This is a genomic window from Streptomyces sp. NPDC086787, assembly GCF_044745865.1.
In the GTDB taxonomy this organism is placed as follows: Bacteria; Actinomycetota; Actinomycetes; order Streptomycetales; family Streptomycetaceae; genus Streptomyces.
On sequence record NZ_JBIVBC010000010.1, the window covers coordinates 159,814 to 182,217 of the forward strand.

Consider the following 22,404-nt stretch of genomic DNA (forward strand, 5'->3'; position numbering starts at 1 on the left):
CTGGGTACGCGCAGCGGTCAGCGGGCGGCCCGGTGCCACCGGCGGCCGTGCCGTATGCGCAGCACCGCGTAGACGAGGTCGGCGAGCAGCACCACCGCGCCGATGATCAGCAGGTAGAACAGTCCGTGCGCGGCGAAGCCGATGATTCCCAGGACGACGGCCGCAAGGACCAGGAACAGAAACAGACTCATCAGCACTCCCGGTGGCTTCGGCGGCTCAGCGGCGGGCGAGGCGGCGTTCGCCGCCGGTTCCCTGCGCGTAGTCGAGTTCGTAGTGGGCGAAGATCCCGGGTTCCGCCGACGCGGGAAGCTCGCCGTCGGTGGCGATCCCGGGGGCTTTCCTGACCGTGTGCCTGTCGTAGGCGACCTTCAGCCGGTCCGGACCGACGGTCGCGCCGGTGAGCGGTACGAACACCAGGCGGCGGCGGGTGGGCAGACCCATGGTCACCGTGGCGAAGAACGGCTTATCGGTCACCGTGTCCACGTAGACCGACTCCAGAACGCCGATCTTGTGTCCGCCGGGATCCACCACGCCGTGGCCACGCCACTCGCGAATGTCGTCTGCCTCGAACATCGGGCACCTCCGCCGCACCGGGTACCCCCCGCCGCCCGGCTGAAGCCCCGCCGGGCTACTCCTTGGGAGGCTTGACGGCGACGTCGAGGTAGAAGGCGTCGATGCTGCGCACCGCGGCCTCGAACTCCTCGAGGTTCACCGGCTTGGTGACATACGCGTTGGCGTGGTGACGGTACGCGCCGCTGACGTCGTCGGGGGCGGCGGACGTGGTCAGCACCACGACCGGAATCGTGCGCAGGTCGGCGTCGTCCTTCACCACGGCGAGGAACTCACGGCCGTTCATGCGCGGCATGTTCAGGTCGAGCACGATGAGGTCGGGGCGCTCGTTGTCCGGATCGCGCAGGTAGTCCAGCGCCTCGATGCCGTCGGAGACCAGGGTGAGGTTGCGCGTGCCGCGGCCGGTCAGGGCGTCCTGGATGAGCATCGCGTCGGCGATGTCGTCCTCGACCAGCAGCACGTCGTGGGGGCGGGTTGCGGCGGCCATGAGTCACGGGCTCCGGGGGTCGGTGGAGAGGAAAGCGGGCGGTGGGTGTGCGCTGTCGGCACCAGCCTATGGTGTTGATCACGGCAGGGACAACATGCGTTGTCAGAGCATGGGTACAGTGTGCATGCCGTGCGCCGAGGCGCGGACCAGGTGGCAGAGGGGGAGCAGCGACCGCGATGAACAGCAAGTCGTCCGACAACAGTGCCGGTGTGTTCTCCCGGTGGACCACAAGGCGCTGGCTGCGCGTCGGAGTCGCCACCACCCTGGTCGTACTGGCGGTGCTGGGCTCGCTCGGCGGCTGGGCCATGTGGCGCACCTCGCAGATCACGACCGAGCTCGTGGACCGCCGCTCGCCCGCCCTGATCCAGGCCATCCGGCTGGAAGCGGCCCTGGTCAACCAGGAGACGGGAATCCGGGGCTACGGGATCGCCGGCCAGTCGGACTTCCTCCAGCCGTACAAGAAGGGCCTCGCCGACGAGAAGGCCGCCCTGCAGCGTCTGCGCCCCCTCCTGCGGGAAGACGCGAGCGCCGTCGCCGACCTGGCCGCCGTGGAGAAGCTGGCCGGAACCTGGCAGGAACACTTCGCCCGTCCGCTCTCGGCGTCCTCCTCCGAGAACGCCGTCGCCCTCGCCGGCGCACGCGCCGACGAGGGAAAGATCACGTTCGACGCACTGCGCCGCTCCATGGCCCGGCAGCAGACCCATCTGACCAGCGAGCGCAACGCGGCCAGTCACGAACTGAGCCAGGCCGTGACCCTGCGGAACTGGATGTTCGCCGTCATCGCCGCAGTCATCCTCCTGGTGGCGGGTCTCGTCTTCGAAGGCCTGCGGCGCGGCATCACCGGCCCGATCAGCCGGCTCGGCTCCGCCGCCCGCGACGTCGCGCACGGCCACTTCGACCGCGCCATCACCGGCACCGGCCCCGCCGATCTGCGCAGGCTGGCCTCGGACGTGGAGTCGATGCGCCGCCGCCTGGTCGAGGAACTCCAGTTCAGCGAGGAGTCCCGCAGCCTGCTCGACGAGCAGGCGATGGAACTGAAGCGGTCCAACTCGGAACTGGAACAGTTCGCCTACGTCGCCTCGCACGACCTCCAGGAGCCGCTGCGCAAGGTCTCCAGCTTCACCCAGCTCCTGCAACGGCGCTACGGAAGCCAACTGGACGAGCGGGCCGACCAGTACATCGCCTTCGCCGTCGACGGCGCCAACCGCATGCAGGCGCTCATCAACGACCTTCTGGCCTTCTCCCGGGTCGGCCGCGTCCACAACGACCATCAGACGGTGGACCTCGAAGGAGTGGTGGAGCGGACCCTGGACACCCTGAGCGTGGCCATCGAGGAGAGCGGTGCCGACATCACCCACGATCCGCTGCCCACCATCGTCGGGGACAACACCCAGCTGAGCATGCTCTGGCAGAACCTCCTGTCGAACTCCATCAAGTTCCGCAGCCCCGACCGGTCGCCGCACATCCACATCGGTGTCGCACGCGACGCCGACAGCGACACGTGGGAGTTCGCCGTCACCGACAACGGCATCGGCATCGCCCCGGAGTTCCAGGAGAAGGTCTTCAGCCTCTTCCAGCGGTTGCACACCAAGGACGCCTACCCGGGAACCGGTATCGGCCTCGCGATGTGCAAGAAAGTGGTGGAATTCCACAACGGCACGATCAGGATCGACCCGGAATACACGCTCGGCACCCGCATCATGTTCACCCTTCCCGCCACCGCGGCCGCCCCCGAGGCCCCGGAGAGAAAGACACAGCCGTGATCGACCAGACCGCAGGGCGCGCAGAGCAGTACCACGTCTTGCTGGTGGAGGACGACGACGGAGACGCACTCCTGGTCGAGGAACTCCTCCACGACACCGACCTGTCGTACACCCTCGACCGCTGCCGCACGGCCGCCGAGGCCCGCAAGGCGCTCGAGGCGGAGGCCGTCGACTGCGTCCTGCTCGACCTGCACCTGCCCGACGCGTCCGGAGTGGACACGGTGCGGGCCGTCCAGACGGGCACCGAGGCCGCGATAATCGTCCTGACCGGCCTCGACGAACCCCGCGCGGGCGTCGACGCCCTCGCGGTCGGCGCGCAGGACTACCTTGTCAAGGGCAAGGTCGAACCCGACCTGCTGCAACGCGCCGTCCGCTACGCCGTACAGCGAAAGCAGGCCGAGCGGGCGAGCGCCGCCCTTCAGATCGGCCGGCTCCGGGCCGAGGAGAACGCCCGCCTGGAGCGCGGACTCCTGCCCGAGCCCCTGCTGTCCTCGGCCGCCGTCGGCGTGTCCAGCCGCTACTACCCGGGCCGCTCGCAGGCCCTGCTGGGCGGCGACTTCCTCGATGTCGTACAGACCGACGACGGGCAGGTCCACGCCATCATCGGGGACGTCAGCGGCCACGGGCCCGACGCCGCCGCCCTGGGCGTCTGCCTGCGCATCGCCTGGCGTTCCCTGACCCTCGGCGGCCATCGCGACGAGGAACTCCTCCACCTGCTGGAACGGATACACATCGCCGAACGTACGGGCAGCGACCTGTTCGCCACCTGCACCCTGATCACGCTGGACCCCGCCGGACGAACCCTGTCCCTGCACCTGGCAGGCCACCACGAGCCCGTCCTCCTGACACCCGACGGAACCCGGGAGGTCACCGCGTCCCACGGAATGGCGCTCGGCATCGCTCCAGGGCTGGGCCACTGGCCGCGGACCACCCTCGCCCTGCCCGCCCGCGGCGCCCTCATCGCCTACACCGACGGACTCGTCGAGGGCTATGTGGGCAGCAAGGGCGACCGTCTCGGAGTGGACGGCCTGCTGCGCATCATCGACGCCGTCGGGGCCCCGGAGCCCGGTGCCCATCTGGACCGGCTCATCGCCGAGACCCGCACCCTCAACGCCGACCGCCACACCGACGACCTCGCCGTCCTGCGCCTGGACTGGAACACGGTCACTCACGGTCACACGATGTCGTAGGAGATCCACGGGCCGGCCCCGGCCAGGCGGCGGGGACGGTTCGGCCACCTGGCGGGTGGGTTCCGGACATCCGCCGGATGCCGCGGCGGGCGGCTTCCACCGATTCTGGAACGCGCGGGGCACGACATGGCGTCGGCCGTGCACCCGCTGCCGGGGCAGACAGCCCCGCCGCAGGCGCCGGGCCACAAGGCCAATAAGGAGGTCCGTCTCATGACGATCCACCTGACGTTCGTGTGTGCGCCCGGCGGAGACGCCACCCTGGATCCGTTCCTCGGCGACGCCCCCCTGACCGAGCGGGGGCTGCGCGCGGCACGCGCCACGGCCATCCCGCTCCCCGCCCACGGACTGGTGGTCCGGGCGCCCTCGGTCCGCTGCGCGCAGACCGCCGACGCCCTCGGCCTGACCGCGGTGCCCGAACCGGCGCTGTGCGACCTCGTCATCGGCGGATGGGCCGGCCGGACCATCGGCCGGATCGCCGCGACCGACCCGCACGGGCTCAGCGCCTGGCTCACGGACCCGGACGCCACCCCCCACGAAGGAGAGTCCGTGCGCGGACTGTGTCGCCGTACCGGGGACTGGCTGACCAGCCTGGCGGGCGGCACCGGTGACGTGGTGGCCATCACCGAGGCGGCCGTGGTCCGGGCGGCGCTCGTGCATGCCCTGGCCACCTCCGCGAGGTCGTTCTGGCACCTCACCGTGCCGCCCCTGTCCGCGGTCTCCTTCTCCTGGCGAAACGGCTGGTGGGACGTGCGGCGTGAGGACGTCACCGCCCAGCGGGACCCGCGCTGGCTCCTTCCCCGGGCGGCGACCGTCCCCCCGCAGGAGATGCTCCCCGTCAGCTGACCGCCGCGCCGCGAAGCGAGACGGACTTCCGAACACTTCCGTGACTCTGTTCGACTGCCCCCTGAATCGTGCTATTTCCTCCAAGGTCTGTTGAGGACGGAAACATCACAAGCGCTTGCTGGCGTCATGATGTTTCCGTTGCGTGGGGAGACGTGGCAGACCTTGGGGGGTCACATGGAGGCGTTGCGCGCGTTGGGGGCGGGAGATCCCGAGCAGGTCGGGCCCTACCGGGTCGTGGCCCGGCTGGGGGCCGGCGGAATGGGGCGGGTCTATCTGGCCCGGTCCAAGGGCGGCCGTGCGGTCGCAGTGAAGGTGGTACGGCCCGAACTCGCCGAGGACCGGGAGTTCCGGCAGCGGTTCGCGCGGGAGGTCGCCGCCGCCCGCCGGGTGAACGGCGTGTTCACGGCGGGCGTGGTGGACGCGGACCCACAGGCCGACCCGCCGTGGCTGGCCACCGCGTATGTTCCGGGCATCTCGCTGGACACCGCCGTCGCCCGGCACGGTGCCTGGGACACCGGGCCGGTGACGACGCTGGCGGCGGGGCTCGCCGAGGCGCTGGAGGCGATCCACGCCGCGGGACTCGTCCACCGCGACCTCAAGCCGTCCAACGTGCTGCTGGCCGCCGACGGCCCGCGCGTCATCGACTTCGGCATCTCGACGGCGACCGAGGCGAGCGCGATCACCCGCACCGGAGTGGTCATCGGAACGCCCGGGTTCATGTCGCCGGAGCAGCTCACCGGTGAGCGGGTCGGACCGGCCAGTGACGTGTTCGCGCTCGGCGCGGTCCTCGCGTTCACCGCGTCGGGCTCCGGGCCCTTCGGTACCGGCTCCGCCCAGGGACTGATGTACCGCATCGTCCACGGCGAGCCCGACCTGGACGCGGTGCCCGCGTCGGTCCGTGGCCTGGTCGCCCGCTGCCTGGCCAAGCGGCCCGGGGACCGGCCCACCGTCGAGGTGCTCCTGTCCGAGCTGATGGAGGCGGCGGGTGCGGCGCGTACGGCGCTGCTGTTCACGAACGCGTCCTGGCTCCCCCCGCTGGTCGCCTCCACCGTGCGCGAGGCCCGGGACGGCGCCGGAACGGCGGAGACGCCTGCGCCGGGCGGACGTCCACCCGAGGGTGCGCCGCCGGCTCCGGGACCCGCCGTGCCCCCCGTGCCGCCCCACAGGGCTCCCACCATGACCGGGCCACCCGTCCCGGCGACCCCGCCGCCCGCCTACACACCGACCGCGATGGCGCCGGGGACGCTCGGCGGCGGTGCAGGCGGGGCCGCCACCCCGGTGGCCGGGACCTTCCACCACGGTTCACTGCCCACTCCGGTGCCGGGATGGCCCAGCACCGGAGCACCCCGTCACCGCCCCGGCAGACGGCGCGCGGTCGTGATCGGGTCCGCGCTCGCCGCGGTGCTGGCCATCGGGCTGGTGGCGTGGCAGGCGCAGGCGCGACTGGGCGGCCCGGACTCCAGGGACTCGTCGTCGGGCTCGTCGTCGTACGACGGCACCCCGACACCGCTCAGCAGTCCGTCCTCGCCCGCCGACTCCCCGGCGCCGGAGGACAGCCCGACCCCGGAGTACAGCCCCACGCCCGAGGACAGCCCGAGCCCCGAGGAGACACCGTCCTCGCCCCCCGCGGACGTGACCGACCTGTCGGGCCAGTGGAACGGCAGCTATGTGTGCAACCAGGGCATCACAGGTCTGGTCCTGACCATCGAGCAGCACTACGACGGCAGCGCCGACGCCGTGTTCGCGTTCTATCCGGCGCCCTCCAACCCGCAGGTGCCGCGCGGCTCGTTCGCGATGAGCGGCACGGTCGAGGGCGGCGTGCTGACCCTGCGTGCCACACAGTGGATCAACCAGCCGTCCGGCTGGCTGACCGTCGACCTCCAGGGCTCCTACGACACGGCCACGCCCGGCCATCTGGACGGGCGGATCTACGGCCCCAACTGCACGACGTTCTCCGCGGACCGTTCATGAATGCCATGTCTTGGCCCGGTCATTGCCCGGAGTTGGCGAGGCCACCCGTAACCCCGTGCCGGGGCGGCGGTTTCCTGGAGTATGGATGACGTTGTGGTCGGTGAGTACGACCTGCCGGAGGCGACGGAGCTGCGGCTGCCGTTGCTGACCCTGTCCGAGGCGCATGAGCTGCTCGAGGTGCTCCAGCACTTCGGGACGACCGATCACGACTGGGGCGCCCAGGCCCGGCACTTCGCGGCGGAGCTGGTCGTCCGGCTCCCGTCACCGGACCTGTAGCCGTACGGGCCGTATGTCAGGTGCGCAGCGCGGTGGTCAGGAGCGTGCCGGCCATGATCAGGAGCACACCCAGCCACCACACGCTGTCGAGGACGAGGACCGCGATTCCCGCCGGGATGAGCAGCCCGGCGAGCGGCAGCAACAGGGCGGACAGCGGGGGCGGCCCGGCTCCGGGCCGGCCGCTGTCGCGCCGGGCGCGGGCCCGGACGGCCTCGGGATACCACTCGGTGAAGCGGGCGGCCGCGACGATGGCCAGGGCCTGGATGATCCAGCCGGTCCAGAGGTTGTTGGGGTTGTGCAGGACGAGGATGCCGTAGCCCCCCGAGATCGCCGCCACCAGGAACGCGGCTCCCCACACCCCGGTGACGACCTGGTTGGCGCGCAGGAACGCGGGCGTGCCCCAGTGGGCCGGATCGACCCGTTCGCGGGCGTAGGGAAGAGTGAACGGAGCCCCGGCCGCCATGGAGCCGAAGGCGATCAGGACGAGGGCGATGTTGGACACCTCCCCGGCGTAGGTCTCCAGCCAGCGCAGCGTGCTGTCGTCGGCCAGCGCGCCCAGTACCGCCATCCCGGAGAAGAACGCCAGGTCGGACAGTTCGAGAAGCTTCCACGAGCCGCCCCGGCCGACGAGCCGGCCGCCGAGGACCAGGGCGAGGGAGCAGGCCAGGGCCAACGCGACCGCGATCTCGAACCGGCCCGGGCCGGCCAGCAGGGAGAAGACGATCCACGGAGCCATCCCGGCGACCGGACTCCCCAGGAGCCGGTTCAGGCCGGAGACCGTCGGCGCGGATGCCGTACCGCTCACTCGTCCAGCGTGGGCACGCGGCGCGCCCGTGGCCACTCGTGGGCCCCCCGGGGCGGTGTCAGCGTGGCGGGATCGCCACCTCGGCCGCCCGCTTGATCCGGGCGCCGAACGCGTCCGAGTCCTTGCGGGCCGCGGCGAGCGCCAGACCGACGAGGAGTCTGCCGAGCCCGTGGCCGTCCAGGACGTTGAAGATACGGACCAACGTCCGGCCGTCGCCCGTCGGCTCCAGGTCGTAGCCGCCCTCGCGGACCGTCACGCTGTTCTTGGACACCTCGGTCCAGCGGATCCGCGTCGGCGCCTGGAACTCGGTGATGCGGAACTCCCTGGCGGTCTTCATCCCGGCGTCCTTGACCGTGCTCCGGAAGACCGTCCCAACGGCGGTCGGAGCGTCGGGGACCCGCTCGATCCTGAGCACCCGGGGGCTGAACTCGGGGTCGTTGCGCCCGTCGGCGAGGAAGGCGAACACCTCGTCCATGGGCCGGTCGATCTCGGCCGTCGCCTCGAACTGTCCTGACATGAGCACTCCCGACCGGTCGAACCCGCAACCCGCCGCGCTGTAGCGGCACCGCGACTCTAGGGGACCGGCGGACAGCCCGCGAGGCGAATCGCGCCACATCCCCGGCGGCGCCGCCGACACACAATTCCAAGGCCGAAATACGTCTCTGTTGCTCCGAAGCAATTCGAGTAGTGTCCCCGGCGGCGACAGTGGCGCGAGTGGTTCGCGCCGCCATCCGAAAAGGAGACTCGTTCACATGGGATTGCTCCGCTCTCTGGCGCGCGCGGGAATACGCGCGTCAGCCGTCGTCGCACTGCTCCTTGGATTGTCCGGAGGCTTCACGGCCACCGCCGCGGAGACCGGTCAGACCAGCCTGGACAACACGTGGGCCTGCTCGATTCCTTCTGGATACACCTATGACAGGGTGGCGAGCCAGCTGAATACGTGTGGCTCGGGATTCCGCTCCTACTATCATTTACGGTTGCCCCAGGACAATATTTGGGTGTGCTATGTCACGCCCGGTTACACCTACGACCAGGCGAGCAATCAGCTCAATGTCTGCAACTCGTCGGGATTCGCGAACAGCTATCGGATGCGTGCCGGCCAGGACAATATCTGGGCCTGCTACGTTCCCAATGGCAACCTCACGTATGACCGCGTCTCCAACCAGCTGAACGTGTGCAACCCGTCCGGCTTCGGGTACAGCTACCACCTGCGCACCCCCGTGAACGGCCTGTGGGCGTGCGCCATTCCCTCCGGCTGGACCTACGACCAGGCCTCCAACCAGCTGAACGTGTGCAACCCGTCCGGCTTCGCGTACAGCTACCGCCTGCGCGGCTGACGCTCCGCACCACCGGCCCCCGAAGCCCCGTCACCCGGCTTCGGGGGCCGCGTGGCGCCTCCGGTGAACCCGCACGGCCCCGAGTTGCTCCGGATGGAGCCCGGGCCTCTCGGCCGTGCGGGTTCCTTGCGGCGCGCCGGACGGTGTCCCGCCGCCGCCGCCCGCCGGACGCTCCTAGCCTCGACGGCATGCTGGGGCTTCCTGATCACGTACGCGTCTGCCTGTTCGACCTCGACGGGGTGCTCACCCGGACCGCGAAGGTGCATGCGGCCGCCTGGAAGGAGATGTTCGACGGTTACCTCCGCGAGCGCGCGGCACGCGAGGGAACCGAGTTCGTGCCCTTCGACGCGGTCGAGGACTACGACGAATACGTGGACGGCCGCCCCCGTGAGGACGGGGTGCGGACCTTCCTCGGCGCGCGCGGGATCGAGTTGCCCGAGGGCACCACGGACGACCCGCCGGAGGCCGAGACCGTGAACGGGCTGGGCAATCGCAAGAACAACCTGGTGCTGAGCCGCATCCGCGAGCAGGGCGTGCAGCCCTACGAGGGTTCGGTCACGTTCGTCCACGCCGTACGGGAGGCCGGGCTGCGGTGCGCGGTCGTGTCGTCCAGCGCCAACTGCCGGGACGTCCTCGTCGCGGCCGGGATCGAGGACCTGTTCGACGAGCGGATCGACGGAGTCGTGGCGCACGAGCGGCACCTGCGTGGAAAACCCGCACCGGACACCTACTTGGAGGGGGCCCGGGCCCTGGATGTGGCGCCCGGCGAGGCCGCCGTGTTCGAGGACGCCCTGGCCGGTGTGGAGGCCGGGCGCGCCGGAGCGTTCGGCCTGGTCGTGGGCGTCGACCGGGTGGGCCAGGCCGAGCAGCTGCGGGCGCACGGGGCCGACGTGGTGGTCCGCGACCTCGCCGAACTTCTGGAGTCGCGGTGATCACTCACCCGAGTTTCACGGTCGAACCGTGGTGCCTGCGCGAGACCGAGCTGAACCTCGACGTCCTCGCCCAGAGCGAGTCCGTCTTCGCCCTGTCCAACGGCCACATCGGATGGCGCGGCAACCTCGACGAGGGCGAGCCCCACGAACTGCCCGGCTCCTACCTCAACGGCGTCTACGAGCGGCATCCCCTGCCGTACGCGGAAGCGGGCTACGGCTATCCCGAGTCCGGCGAGACGATGATCAACGTCACCGACGGCAAGATCGTGCGCCTGCTGGTCGACGACCACCCGTGCGACCTGCGCTACGGTCGGCTGCTGTCGCACGAGCGCGTCCTGGACTTCCGCTCCGGTGTGCTCAGTCGCACCGCCCGCTGGACCACTCCCGGCGGCCGGACGGTTCGCATCACCTCGCGGCGGCTGGTGTCCTTCACCCAGCGGGCGGTGGCCGCGGTGGTCTATGAGGTGGAGCCGGAGGACGGGCCCGCCACGGTGGCCGTGCAGTCCGAACTCGTCGCCAACCAGCAGATGCCGCGTACCCAGGGCGACCCGCGGGTGGCCGCGGCCATCGAGTCTCCGCTGACGCATGAGGAGGACTTCGCGCAGGAGACCCGGCTGCGGCTCGTGCACCGCACCGACCACAGCGCGCTGCGCGTGGGAGCGGCGGCCGACCACCTCATCGAGGGGCCGGAGGGGACGCGGTGGACGGCACAGAGTGAACCGGACGTCAGCCGGCTGACCGTGACCGCGGACCTGGCGCCCGGACAGCGGCTGCGCCTGGTCAAGTTCGTCGCCTACGGCTGGTCCGGTGAGCGGTCGCTGCCAGCGGTCCACGATCAGGTCGACGCGGCCGTGGCGGCCGCGGTCAGCACCGGCTGGGACGGACTGGCCGCCGAACAGCGGGCCTATCTGGACGACTTCTGGGCCGGTGCGGACGTCGAGGTGGAGGGCGACGCACAGATCCAGCAGGGGGTGCGCTTCGCCCTGTTCCATGTGCTCCAGGCGGCGGCCCGGGGGGAGGGGCGGGCGATCCCCGCGAAGGGACTGACCGGCACCGGCTACGACGGCCACTGCTTCTGGGACACGGAGTCCTACGTCCTGCCGGTCCTCAGCTTCACCGCTCCGGGGACCGTCGCTCCCGTACTCAAGTGGCGGCACCACACCCTGCCGGCCGCCCGGGAGCGCGCCTGCCAACTGGGCCTGGAGGGGGCGACGTTCCCCTGGCGGACCATCACCGGCGCCGAGTGCTCCGCCTACTGGCCGGCCGGGACCGCGGCCTTCCATGTGAACTCGGACATCGCCATGGCCGCGGTCCGCTACGTCATGGTCACCGCGGACGGGGACTTCGAGCGCGGCGAGGGGCTGGAACTCCTCGTGGACACCGCCCGGTTGTGGCGGTCTCTCGGTCACCACGACGCGGAGGGCGTCTTCCACATCGACGGAGTGACCGGACCCGACGAGTACAGCGCCATCGCCCGGGACAACCTGTACACCAACCTGATGGCCCGGCAGAACCTGCTGGCCGCCGCCGACGTGGCCACCCGCCATCCCGACCGGGCCGAGGAACTCGGTGTCGACGACGAGGAGGCCGCCGCCTGGCGGGACGCCGCGAGCCGTATGGCGCTGCCGTACAACGAGAGCCTGGCCGTCCATGAGCAGTCGGCCGGGTTCACCCGCTTCCAGCACTGGGACTTCGACGCGACGCCGCCCGAGAACTACCCGCTGCTGCTGCACTACCCGTACTTCGATCTGTACCGCAAGCAGGTCGTGAAGCAGGCCGACGTGGTGCTCGCGATGCTGGCGTGCCCGTACGAGTTCACCGACGAGCAGAAGAGCCGGAACTTCGCCTACTACGAGGCGCTGACCGTCCGCGACTCCTCGCTGTCGGCGTGCTGCCAGGCCGTACTGGCCGCCGAGACCGGGCATCTGCGGCTGGCCTACGCGTACCTCAGCGAGGCCGCGCTGATGGACCTGGAGGACCTGGAGCACAACACCCGCGACGGGCTGCACATCGCCTCGCTCGCCGGTACCTGGATCGCGCTGGTCATCGGCTTCGGGGGGCTGCGCCGACAACTGGGCGACGAGGGCAGGCCGGACCGGTTGGCCTTCACGCCCCGGTTGCCGGAAGCGCTGTCCAGGGTGGCGTTCACGGTGACGGTGCGCGGGCGGCGGCTGAAGGTGGACATCGGACCGTCCGGCGCGCGCTACACCCTGGTGGAGGGCGAGCCGCTGGAGGTGATGCACCACGGGGAGCCGCTGACCGTGACGACGCAGGCTCCGGTGGACCGCCCGGTGCCCCCGGTGCCCGCCCGCCCCGAGCCGCAGCAGCCCCGGGGCCGCCGCCCGGTGGGCCTGCCCGGCGAGGGGGAGCCGGGCGGAGCGCCTCAGGAGTAGCGCGCCCCGCCCGGCGTTCCCGCCTGACCGCCGTGATCAGATGATGGACGTGGAGCTGAGCACCGGGTTGGGCGAGGGGTAGCAGGAGGTCGGCACGCTGATGTTGGTGAACAGGATCGGCACGGTCGCGGTGAAGGTGAGGCCGGGGCTGCTGTAGCTGCTGCCCGCGAGCTGGGTGCTGACGACGGAGCCGGACGCCCCGGCCGTCAGCGCGAGGTTCAGCGTGGGCAGCGTGAAGCTGGCGCCACCGTTGATCGGGCCGGGCACCGTCATGACGATCTGGCCCCCGCTCACCGCGACGGTGGGGGTCCCGGAACCGATGCCGGAGCCGCCGGACAGGGTCGTACCGGTCAGTGTCGCGTTGGCCGGAACCGGGGCCTTGAGCACGATGTTCTTGATGGACTTGACGGTGTATCCGCTCACCGAGCCGGGCACGGTCATCTGCTGGGTGGCCAGCGAGACGGAGAAGGAGCTGCCGGAGGCGACCGTGGCCGGAGCGGTGGCGTTGACACCGGCGGCGAGGGTGAACGTCTGCGCCGAGCCGATGGGCGGCTTGGCCTGGCAGGCGAAGTTGATGCTGGCGTCGGCCGCCGACGCGGGGCCCATCGACAGCGCGGCCAGCGCCAGACCGCCGGCCAGTGCGACCGGGACGCGTAAGAAGGAGGTTCTCGGGCTCATGAGCGTTCTCCTGGGGAGTGGGGGAGGTTCGGGGGGCGTCACGAGAACATGTCTGTCGCGTGCATGACAGCACCGCAGGTGTGTGATGTACAGGGCTATGAACCTTCGAGTACGCCGGCGGGCATCCGGACGTGCGGCCCGGCGCGTCAGCCCGCGACGGCGTCGCGACCCACGCCGTCGGAGCGGACCGCCCCGGACCGCGCGTCCGCGGGCGCCTCGGGGAGCGCCAGCCCGGCCCAGATCGTCTTCCCCGAGGCCGTGTACCGAGTGCCCCAGCGCTGGGACAGCTGGGCGACAAGGAACAGCCCACGACCCCCCTCGTCGTCCCGTCGCGCCCGCCGCAGGTGCGGCGCGGTGTGTGCGCCGTCGGAGACCTCGCACAACAGCTGACGGTCCCGGATCAGCCTCAGCACCACGGGCCCGGCGGCATACCGGATGGCGTTGGTGACCAGCTCGCTCACCACGAGAGCGGCCGTGAACGACAGCTCGCACAGCCCCCAGGTCTCCAGCTGACGCTCGGTGAGCGTGCGTGCCCGGGTCACCATGGCCGGATCGGGCGGCAGCTCCAGGTCCACCACCCGGTCGGAGTCGAGCCGCCGGGTGCGCACGAGCAGCAGCGCGGCGTCGTCCGCCTGCGGCCCGGGCGGCAGCACGGACAGCGCCCGGTCGCACAGCTCCTCCAGCGGGGAGCGCTGCCAGGTCAGCACCTGGGTCAGACGGTCGATTCCGGCGTCGATGTCCTGGCCCCGGCCCTCCACGACACCATCGGTGAAGATCGCCACCACACTGCCGCTGGGCAGCTCCAGTTCGACGTTCTCGTACGGCAGTCCGCCCAGCCCCAGCGGTGGACCCGGCGCCACCGCCGACAGGGCCACCGAACCGCCCGCGTCGGACACGATCGGCGGGGGATGGCCCGCGCTGGACCAGACGCACCGGCCGCTGATCGGGTCGTAGATCGCGTACAGGCAGGTCACCCCGAGCGCCTCGCCGTCCAGTTCGTCGTCCGCGGCGGACTCCGACCCCTGTGCCACCAGGTCGTCCAGCCGGGTGAGCAGCTCGGCCGGGTCGAGGTCCAGCTGGGCCAGGGTCCGCACGGTGGCCCGCAGCCTGCCCATCGCTGCCGCCGCGTGCACACCGTGCCCCACCACGTCACCGACGGTCAGCCCCACCCGGGCACCGGACAGCGGGATCACGTCGAACCAGTCGCCCCCCACGCCCACCCGGCTGTCCGCGGGCAGATAGCGGTAGGCCACGTCGACCGCGCTCTGCTCCGGCATGTGCTGCGGCAGCAGACTGCGCTGGAGCACCAGGGCCGCCCCGTGCTCGCGGGCGTAGCGCCGGGCGTTGTCGATGCCCACGGCGGCCCGCTCGGCCAGCTCCACGGCGAGCGTCTGCTCCTCGGAACCGAAGGGGTCGGGGTTGACGCTGCGCCGGAACGTGGCGAGGCCCAGCACGGCGCCGCGGGCGAGCAGCGGGACGAACAGACTGGAGTGCGCGGCGGACCCCGCGTCGCCCACTCCCTCGCGCGGGGCGGTGTCGACGACGGAGCGGCCGGTGGCCAGGCTCATCGCCTGCGGCGAGGACGGGGGATAGGAGACGGGGCTGGTCCGGAACTCCTCCGGACCGCGCCCGTGCATCCGCAGCAGACTGTGGCCCGGCGCCGACCCCGTCGGCGGCTGACGTCCCTCGAAGACCGCGGGCGGCAGGTCCACCAGCACCTCGTCGGCGAGCTGCGGAACGGCCACGTCCGCCAGCTCCGCCGCCGTACGGCGCACGTCCAGCGAGGCACCGATGCGCTTGCCCGCCCGCACCAGCAGCGACAGCCGTTCCTGGGCGCGGTAGCGGTCGGTGATGTCCACCGACTCCTCGAACAGCCCCAGCGGCTCGCCACGGGCGTCCACCATCCGGTAGTAGGAGCAGGACCAGACGTGCTCGCGCACCGGGTCGGCGGGAGCCCGCCCCCGGTAGTGCATGCCGATGATGGGTTCCCCCGTGGACAGCACCTGCTCCATCACCTCCTCCTCGGTCGGCGGGTGATGCCGGGTGATGAACTCGCCCTCCGGGAAGAGCGCCGCGGCGGGCTGACCGATGTACGGCGCGATCCCCCCGAGCTCCAGCTCGGTGGAGGTGTTCCCCCAGACGACGCGCATCTCGGTGTCGTACATCGTCAGGCCCATGGGCGACTCGGTGTTCAGCTCCTGGAGCAGCGCCAGCTGCGCCTCCCAGCTGCGCAGCGCCCCGAGGTCGGCCGCCACCACCACGACCGCGTCGCCGCCCTGCCGCGACAGCGGGCTGAACGTCACGGCCGCGCGAAGCGTGTGGCCGTCCCGGTGGCGAAGGTCGAGGACGGTACTGCGGGTCCGGTGCGCCTTGCAGAGGGCGGCCGGCCGCTGTCCCGAGACCGTCGCCAGCAGCTGGACGGCAGGACGGCCTAGCATCTCCTCGGCGGTGTGTCCGAGCAGACGCTGGGCCGAGGGCCCCCACCCGGTGACGCGCCCGTCGTCGTCCAGCACGGCGATGGCGGCCTTGGAGGGGTCCACGGGACTGTGGAAATCGACATCGGCGGCCTTCGGAAAACGATCCATGACACCGCTTCCCTTCGTGCTCCCTCAGGATCCCGTGCCGGAAGACGGGTCACAACCGCACGCGTCCGTGAGGTCGTGTGCGGGGTCGCCGCCGTGTCATCGGGGGCACGGCGGCAGCGACGAGGCGATCCGGTCGAGCTGCTGGGCCACGGTGGTGAGCCAGACGTCGAGGTCGACGAGCACGGGCGCTCCGGGAGCGTGCTCCCGTGACAGGTCTTCCCCCGCCAGGTCGAAGTGCAGCAGTTGATGCGAGCCGTGCAGGGTCTGGTGCGCCAGGACGAGCACCGTCAGCCAGTCGGCGTGTGGTGGGGCCTCGGCCGTGGTCGGTTCCGTGCGGTACTGCGCGTATGCCGCCTCGGCGAGCCGTAGCCGGCGCTCCACCGGCAGGGTGGGTACGGTGCACAGCTGCCCCGGTGCCGGGTTCGTCACCAGGTCCGCGGTGGTCGGGAGCAGTGTCCCGCAGGCCCGCAGCAGTTCCGCCATCGTGCGGCGCACCTCGCGGCGGCCACCGGCCGGCCAGGCCAGCAGGCCGCAGAGCAGTCCGATGCAGCTGCCGGTGAGGACGTCGAACAGCCGTACCTCGGACAGCTGCCAGTCCACCGGCGCGACCTGGGCGAACACCACAGCCACCAGCAGGGTGAACAGCCCCTGCGCGTAGCCGATCCCGAGGAGCGGGCCGAGCACGAAGGCCACCAGCATGGCGGGCACCAGCAGTGCCGCGTAGATGTCCACGTGCTGGCCCAGCGTGAGGATGAGGACCCCGGCCGCGGCGGCCCCCGCCAGGGTGCCGGCCAGTGCCTGGCGGACCGCTCCCCAGGTCGCGCCCACCGTGGTGCGTCCCAGGGTCAGTACCGCGAGCAGTACCCAGAAGCCATGGGCGAGGTCGAGCGTGCCCGCGACGAGACGGGCCGCGGCGAGTCCCAGCGCCACCCGTACCGCGTTCTGGAACCACACGGACCGCCCGGTGAGATTTCCCGCGATGCGGCGCGCCCACAGCCCGTAGGCGGGCAGGTCGGCGTACCAGAACACGTCGCCTTCGGGCGGCCGCCTGGTGGCACGGCGCTCCGCGATGCCCAGGGCGGTGACGAGGACCCACATCGCAGCCGCGAGTTGCAGGACCAGCGACTGCCTCCGCATCACCGCGAGGTCCAGCCGCCGCGGCGGTGTGGCACGGCGGATCCGGTCCGTCTGGACGTGGTTCGCCACCGCCTCCAGCCGCGCGACCGAGGGGGCAGCGCCACCGGTCCGCAGGGCCCGGGCGGCATCCGCGGCGTAGTCCGCGACGCACGCGAGCAGGTCCTCGCAGGGCTCGCCGTCGTCCGGTACGGCACCGCGCGCCCGCGCGTGCGACAGCTCGGTCAGCGTCTCCAGGAGACGGCGGGCGGCCGAGCCGGCCTGGGAGAGAGCCCGGTCGGCGCGTCCGGGCCCCGTCGGGCGCTCGCCCGGCGGCACCTGCGACAGCCGCAGGTCCTCGGCCCGGTCGCGCAGGCACGAAAGGGGTACGTCGCCTCGCGCGGCCTCGGCGGCGGTCTCCAGGGCGTCGGCCAGCCGCGCCCGGTAACCGCGGTCCGGTGGGTCGGGGAAGAGGAACGCGTTGCAGGCGGCGAGTGACAGGCCGCCCAGGGCCGCCCCTGCGAGCCGAGCCCACAGGGTCTGCGGGGCGTACGGCGGGAAACAGGCGAGGATGTAGAACAACTGGAGGCCCGGCGCGGTTGCCGCGCTGCGCGGGCTGCCCACGGCGGCGAAGCCCAGTGCGAAACCGACGACCAGCATGCCGGCCACGGCGGCCCAGGTGCTCACGGCCAGCACGGTGCCGAGCACGACGAGCAGCAGCCCGGCCGGCAGCGCGCGCATCACCGCGCCCGCCCGCTGCCGGCCGGATCCGGAGATGGGTGACAGCGGCCCCAGGGCGATCGCCGCGAACAGGGAGTAGAGCGCCGCCACGGGCTCGTCCAGGCCGTAGAGGCACAGGTAGAACCCCGCACTGGCGGCGATCGTGGTCTGGACCGCCCGGCACAGCACTCTTCTTCGAGCCGGCCCGCTGATCATCTCGGCCATTGTCCGGCCGTGCCGGACGATGTGCACGCGCGTGTCCGCCGAACGTGCCGAACGCGCCGGGAGGGCGTTAAAGGCCGAGGTCCAGGGCCACGCACGAGTAGTGGGACCACATGCCCGCGGGATCGTAGGAGTCTCCCGTCGGATCCCTCGGCAGCGCGGGCTTGTCCGCGACCATGTCCTCGGGACGTATCCGCTCCGGCAGCGCGCCGAACCGCGCATGGCGCGCCAGGGCGGCGCTGTCCGCCGTGACCGGAGTCGTGACCGGAGCCGTGTCCGAGACCCTGTCCGAATTCGTGTCCGAGGCACCCATGGCGCGCTCCTCCTCAGTGGCCGGCCGGCGGTCACGCCGGCCGGCCACTGTCCGGGTCAACGGTGTGCCCCGTGTCCTGATTCCGGCCCTGAGGAGTGAGCTGCGCCTCCGTTCAGCGCAGGCGCAGCGCTTCCCGGATGGTGGTGAACAGGTCGGTCTGGTTGGTGACGCCGAGCACCCGGTACGCCTGCGGGCCCTGGGCGGCGATCCGGACCTGGGTGCCGGTGTGCTCCTGGGACTGGCCGGGCGTGTTGGTGGAGTAGTTGACCTTCAGCTGCTGGCCCTCGTTGGTGACCAGGGTGGAGGACAGGCCCGGAGGCGTGGCCTCCAGCGGGACGATCTGGCTGGTGTGGCCGTGGTCCGCGGTGGTGACGACCAGGGTGTCGGGGTGCTTGGCCGCGTAGGCGCGGGCGACCTTGACCGCACGGTCGAAGGCGGCGGTCTCGCCGATCTGGCCGCAGGGGTCGGCGGCGTGGTCCTGCTTGTCGATCGAGGCGCCCTCGATCTGGAGGAAGAAGCCCTGCTTGGAGTGCTTCTGCTTCTGCTTGGCCTCCAGCAGCTGGATCGCCTTGGTGGCGGAGTCGGCGAGGCTCGGCGTGGTGGCGGGACGGCTCGGGTTGGAGGTGACGCACCGCTGCGGGTCCGTGCCGCCGACCGCGGCCGGCTTGCCGGTCCACTCCACCGGCACGTTGCCGGAGGCGAACAGGCCGAGCACCGGCTTGCCCGCCTTGACCCGACCCAGGCCCGCGCTGTCCGTGACGATCTGGTAGCCCATCGTCTGCGCCTGCTGAGTGACGCTGAGGCCCTTGAACCGGCCGGCGGTGACCTGCTGGTCGAAGCGTTGCTTGCCGCCGCCCATGAGGACGTCGACCTTGTGGTTGACGGACTGCTCGGCGATCGAGCCGGGACCGCCCTTGGCGACGGTGTCGGCCGGGCACTTGGCCATGTCGGCCGGGCCCTGGCAGGAGCGGTCGGTGACGTGGGAGGCGAGCACGGCGGGCGTGGCGTCGGTGAGTTCGGCGGTGGTGACGCTGCCGGTGGCGTAGCCGTTCTTCTGGGCCAGCTCCAGCAGGGTGCGAACGGCCTTGTCGCTGCCGGGCGTCTTGGAGATTCGGCCGTTGACCGTCTTCACACCGGTCGCCCAGCCGGTGCCGCTGGCGGCGGAGTCGGTGACGTAGTCCGGGGTGCCGTCGGCGTGCACCGCGTACGTGGTGTAGGCGCCGGTCAGCGGGAGCCGGTCCATGTCCAGGCGGCCGTTCGCACCGACGGTGTAGTCCCGGGCGAGGGTGATCTCCGAGTCACCCATGCCGTCACCGATGAGGAGGATGACGTTCTTCGCCTTCCCGCCCTTGATCGCGTCCTTCGCCTCCCACGTGGTGTCGAAGGCACCGGCGGCGGTCGTGACGGCCACGGTGGCCGTGGTCGCGGCCACCAGGGCGGTGGCCGCGATGAGGTGACGGCGGGTGAGGTTGGGCATGGATATGACTCCTCCTGACGCACGGTGTGCGCGAACTGTGTTCAACGCGCACCAGATCACCAGGTCCCGGTAAAGGGCGAGTAAACGACTGGTCCACTTGGCGTAGCCGGAACATGACACGGGGGAGCGTCTGAAATCCGTCGAAGGCAGTGTGCCCGTCCGGGTGTTCGCCGGTGAGCCGGAAGGTCATGGGGCGTTCTGCCCGCACTCGCTCACGGGGAGCAGAAACCGGGGACGACCGGGCTGAAGGTGCAGTTGGTGGGTGCGTTGCCGGTGACGGAGTTACCGCCGCCGTCGGCGATCGGGCTGTCGGTGTACAGCCCGCCCGGAGCCGGGAAGTCGGGTGCCCTGTTGTTGGTGATGGCGGTGTTCGTGAACGTGGCACCGGCGCCGAGGTTGTAGACGCCGGCCACTTGCGAGGCGGCGCCGGTGGCCCTGTTGCCGTCGATGGTGGTCGCGCTGATGTTCAGGGGTGACGTGGCGCTTCCGGTGCGGTAGATCGCGGTGCCCGTCGAGAAGTCGCCGGATGTGAGGTTCTGGGCGATCGTCGCGTTGCTGATGTTCAGGCTGTGGGAGCTGCTGTTGTCGAAGATGCCGGCGCCCTGCCCCTGTTCCCCGACGGTCTGGTTGCCGGAGAGGGTGGTGCCGTTGAGGTTCAGCGCGGGAGTCCCCCCGACGCTCGACCCCAGGTAGATGCCACCGCCCTTCGGCGCGGTCCCGGCGGCGGTGTTCCCGGAGACACGACCACCGGTGAAGGTGACCGGAGTGTCCTGCAGGCCGAGCAAGTAGGATCATCCGTTTGACCGCGTGGGGCTCTACGCCGTCGTGTGCGTTCGCGTTCCAAGATCCGGCTGACTACCGACGAACGTGCCGAGCTCGCCGCGTTGCGAAGGAGAACGCCCATGCGCGGTGTGTCCATGATCAGCGCTGCCCGCCCGTGAACGGCTCGTGGTGTGCATCGTGCCGTCCGGGCACCGGTAGCGGCGGAAGGCCGCCTCACCTCGGCCACGCCGAATCCGTTTCGTAACCGCTGTTTAACGTAAGACCCTTGCGCTCTGTGGCGCCGGTTGTAAAGGTATCGCACCAAACCTTTGATTCAGGTGGGGGAGCGGTGCGTCGGATACGCCGGCTGTGCCCCCGAGCCCGAGGAGGCCCGGCATGTCCACAGACAACTCAGTGACGGAACCGCAGCGCGAGGGAGCGCTGTCCGCAGACGCGCAACGCCTCCACGAACTTGGCTATGCCCAGGAACTGGCCCGCTCGATGTCGGCGTTCTCGAACTTCGCCATCTCGTTCACCATCATCTCCGTCCTCTCCGGCTGCCTGACGCTCTACGGCTTCGGCATGGTCACCGGCGGCCCTGCGATGATCACCTGGGGCTGGCCGCTGGTCGGCGTCATGACCCTGTTCGTGGGCCTGGCCATGGCCGAGGTCTGTTCCAGTTACCCCACGGCCGGCGGCCTTTACTACTGGGCGGCCAAACTGGCGCCTTCCCACGGCGCGGCCTGGGCCTGGTTCACCGGCTGGTTCAACTTCCTCGGCCAGGTGGCGGTCACCGCCGGCATCGACTTCGGCGCGGCCTCCTTCCTCAACGCCCTGCTCGACCTCCAGTTCGGCTTCTCCGCCACGCCCGGACACACCATCCTGCTCTTCGGCATAGTGCTGGCCGTGCACGGCGCGCTCAACACCTTCGGCGTCCGACTCGTCTCCATCCTCGGCAACGTCAGCGTCTGGTGGCACATCCTCGGCGTCCTGGTCATCGTCGGCGCCCTGGTGATCTTCCCGGCCAAGCACCAGTCCGCGGACTTCGTCTTCACCCACTTCGTCAACGGCACCGGCTGGCACTCCGGTCTCTACGTCGGCCTCCTCGGCCTGCTGCTCGCCCAGTACACCTTCACCGGTTACGACGCCTCGGCCCACATGACCGAGGAGACCCACGACGCGGCCAAGGCCGGACCGCGCGGCATCGTGATGTCGATCGTGGTCTCCCTCGTCGCCGGCTGGATCCTGCTGCTCGGCATCACCTTCGCCATCCAGAGCTACGACGGCGCCCTGTCCAGCTCGACCGGCGTTCCCCCGGCGCAGATCTTCATCGACGCCCTCGGCGAGACCGGCGGCAAGCTCCTGCTGCTCATAGCCATCGGCGCCCAGTTCTTCTGCGGCATGTCCTCGGTCACCGCCAACTCCCGCATGATCTACGCCTTCTCCCGGGACGGCGCGCTGCCCGGCTCGAAGTACTGGCACCGCATCAACAAGCGGACCAAGACCCCCACCAACGCGGTCTGGCTCGCGGCCGGCGGCGCCTTCGTCCTCGGCCTGCCCTACCTGTGGAACGCCACCGCGTACGCGGCCGTCACCTCGATCGCCGTGATCGGCCTGTACATCGCCTACGTCATGCCCGTCTTCCTGCGGCTGCTCCAGGGCGACCGCTTCGAACGCGGCCCCTGGCACCTCGGCCGCTGGAGCCGGCCCGTCGGCATCATCGCCGTCGCCTGGACGCTGATCATCACCGTCCTGTTCATGCTGCCCACGACGAGCCCGGTCACCAGCAAGAACTTCAACTACACCCCGCTCGCCGTCCTCGTCGTCCTCGGCTTCGCCGGAGTGTGGTGGCTGGTGTCGGCACGCAACTGGTTCACCGGCCCGAAGGTGCAGGGCACCGCGGAGGAACTGGCCGCGATCGAGCACGAGCTGGAGTTCTGACCCACGCCCGACGCGAGACCTGACGC

General features: G+C 71.0%; 20 protein-coding genes. 9 read left to right on the top strand and 11 right to left on the bottom strand.

Going from position 1 to position 22,404, the window contains the following annotated elements; genetic code table 11:
• Positions 1-17: 17 nt before the first annotated feature.
• The 3 genes from ACIPK3_RS23470 to ACIPK3_RS23480 are packed head-to-tail and all read right to left on the bottom strand — an operon-like array spanning position 18 to position 1,057.
• Complete coding sequence (locus ACIPK3_RS23470) at positions 18-191, bottom strand: hypothetical protein (protein ID WP_402572529.1); 174 nt, start codon at positions 189-191, stop codon at positions 18-20.
• Between the two features lie 25 nt (positions 192-216).
• Entirely contained in the window at positions 217-573 is a 357-nt protein-coding gene (locus ACIPK3_RS23475) for a PRC-barrel domain-containing protein (RefSeq protein WP_402572531.1), read from the bottom strand.
• Between the two features lie 55 nt (positions 574-628).
• On the bottom strand, positions 629-1,057 hold the full coding sequence (locus ACIPK3_RS23480; protein ID WP_402572533.1) for a response regulator: 429 nt from the start codon (positions 1,055-1,057) through the stop codon (positions 629-631).
• Positions 1,058-1,233: 176 nt separating this feature from the next.
• Between ACIPK3_RS23480 and ACIPK3_RS23485 the strand changes: the two genes are divergently transcribed.
• The 5 genes from ACIPK3_RS23485 (at position 1,234) to ACIPK3_RS23505 (ending at position 7,100) form a co-directional block, all read left to right on the top strand.
• Positions 1,234-2,820: an ATP-binding protein gene (locus tag ACIPK3_RS23485; RefSeq protein ID WP_402572534.1), complete on the top strand. Its 1,587-nt coding sequence runs from the start codon at positions 1,234-1,236 to the stop codon at positions 2,818-2,820.
• Complete coding sequence (locus ACIPK3_RS23490) at positions 2,817-4,010, top strand: PP2C family protein-serine/threonine phosphatase (protein WP_402572535.1); 1,194 nt, start codon at positions 2,817-2,819, stop codon at positions 4,008-4,010. Before ACIPK3_RS23485 ends, ACIPK3_RS23490 begins: the two co-directional genes overlap by 4 nt.
• 210 nt (positions 4,011-4,220) lie before the next feature.
• Entirely contained in the window at positions 4,221-4,853 is a 633-nt protein-coding gene (locus tag ACIPK3_RS23495) for a histidine phosphatase family protein (RefSeq protein WP_402572536.1), read from the top strand.
• Between the two features lie 162 nt (positions 4,854-5,015).
• Positions 5,016-6,824: a serine/threonine-protein kinase gene (locus tag ACIPK3_RS23500; RefSeq protein WP_402572538.1), complete on the top strand. Its 1,809-nt coding sequence runs from the start codon at positions 5,016-5,018 to the stop codon at positions 6,822-6,824.
• 81 nt (positions 6,825-6,905) lie between these two features.
• Complete coding sequence (locus tag ACIPK3_RS23505; RefSeq protein WP_402572540.1) at positions 6,906-7,100, top strand: hypothetical protein; 195 nt, start codon at positions 6,906-6,908, stop codon at positions 7,098-7,100.
• Between the two features lie 16 nt (positions 7,101-7,116).
• On the opposite strand, the gene ACIPK3_RS23510 is transcribed toward ACIPK3_RS23505, so the two are convergent.
• Positions 7,117-7,905 carry a hypothetical protein gene (locus ACIPK3_RS23510; protein ID WP_402572541.1) on the bottom strand — a complete coding sequence of 263 codons (789 nt, stop codon included), beginning with the start codon at positions 7,903-7,905 and terminating at the stop codon, positions 7,117-7,119.
• A gap of 58 nt (positions 7,906-7,963) precedes the next feature.
• Positions 7,964-8,422 (bottom strand): SRPBCC family protein, encoded by a 459-nt coding sequence (locus tag ACIPK3_RS23515; RefSeq protein WP_402572542.1) that lies wholly within the window; start codon positions 8,420-8,422, stop codon positions 7,964-7,966.
• A 235-nt stretch (positions 8,423-8,657) separates the two neighbouring features.
• Between ACIPK3_RS23515 and ACIPK3_RS23520 the strand changes: the two genes are divergently transcribed.
• The 3 genes from ACIPK3_RS23520 to ACIPK3_RS23530 all read left to right on the top strand — a co-directional run bounded on the left by ACIPK3_RS23520 (position 8,658) and on the right by ACIPK3_RS23530 (position 12,567).
• Positions 8,658-9,242 (top strand): hypothetical protein, encoded by a 585-nt coding sequence (locus ACIPK3_RS23520; protein WP_402572544.1) that lies wholly within the window; start codon positions 8,658-8,660, stop codon positions 9,240-9,242.
• A 188-nt stretch (positions 9,243-9,430) separates the two neighbouring features.
• Entirely contained in the window at positions 9,431-10,174 is a 744-nt protein-coding gene (locus ACIPK3_RS23525) for an HAD family hydrolase (protein ID WP_402572546.1), read from the top strand.
• Complete coding sequence (locus ACIPK3_RS23530; RefSeq protein WP_402572547.1) at positions 10,171-12,567, top strand: glycoside hydrolase family 65 protein; 2,397 nt, start codon at positions 10,171-10,173, stop codon at positions 12,565-12,567. The genes ACIPK3_RS23525 and ACIPK3_RS23530 overlap by 4 nt, the downstream gene beginning before the upstream one ends.
• A 36-nt stretch (positions 12,568-12,603) precedes the next feature.
• Here ACIPK3_RS23530 and ACIPK3_RS23535 read toward each other — a convergent pair whose 3' ends face one another.
• From ACIPK3_RS23535 to ACIPK3_RS23560, 6 genes are all read right to left on the bottom strand, one after another.
• Positions 12,604-13,245, bottom strand: coding sequence for a cyclase (locus ACIPK3_RS23535; protein ID WP_402572549.1), 642 nt, complete (start codon positions 13,243-13,245; stop codon positions 12,604-12,606).
• A 146-nt stretch (positions 13,246-13,391) separates the two neighbouring features.
• Entirely contained in the window at positions 13,392-15,830 is a 2,439-nt protein-coding gene (locus tag ACIPK3_RS23540; protein WP_402572551.1) for a SpoIIE family protein phosphatase, read from the bottom strand.
• Positions 15,831-15,926: 96 nt separating this feature from the next.
• Positions 15,927-17,879 carry an FUSC family protein gene (locus tag ACIPK3_RS23545; protein WP_402572553.1) on the bottom strand — a complete coding sequence of 651 codons (1,953 nt, stop codon included), beginning with the start codon at positions 17,877-17,879 and terminating at the stop codon, positions 15,927-15,929.
• A 76-nt stretch (positions 17,880-17,955) separates the two neighbouring features.
• On the bottom strand, positions 17,956-18,198 hold the full coding sequence (locus tag ACIPK3_RS23550) for a hypothetical protein (protein ID WP_402572555.1): 243 nt from the start codon (positions 18,196-18,198) through the stop codon (positions 17,956-17,958).
• Between the two features lie 112 nt (positions 18,199-18,310).
• Positions 18,311-19,675: an alkaline phosphatase gene (locus ACIPK3_RS23555; RefSeq protein ID WP_402572556.1), complete on the bottom strand. Its 1,365-nt coding sequence runs from the start codon at positions 19,673-19,675 to the stop codon at positions 18,311-18,313.
• A gap of 212 nt (positions 19,676-19,887) precedes the next feature.
• Positions 19,888-20,460 carry a hypothetical protein gene (locus tag ACIPK3_RS23560; protein WP_402572558.1) on the bottom strand — a complete coding sequence of 191 codons (573 nt, stop codon included), beginning with the start codon at positions 20,458-20,460 and terminating at the stop codon, positions 19,888-19,890.
• A 373-nt stretch (positions 20,461-20,833) separates the two neighbouring features.
• On the opposite strand from ACIPK3_RS23560, the gene ACIPK3_RS23565 reads away from it, so the two are divergent.
• Entirely contained in the window at positions 20,834-22,378 is a 1,545-nt protein-coding gene (locus ACIPK3_RS23565; protein WP_402572560.1) for an amino acid permease, read from the top strand.
• The last annotated feature ends 26 nt before the right edge of the window (positions 22,379-22,404 follow it).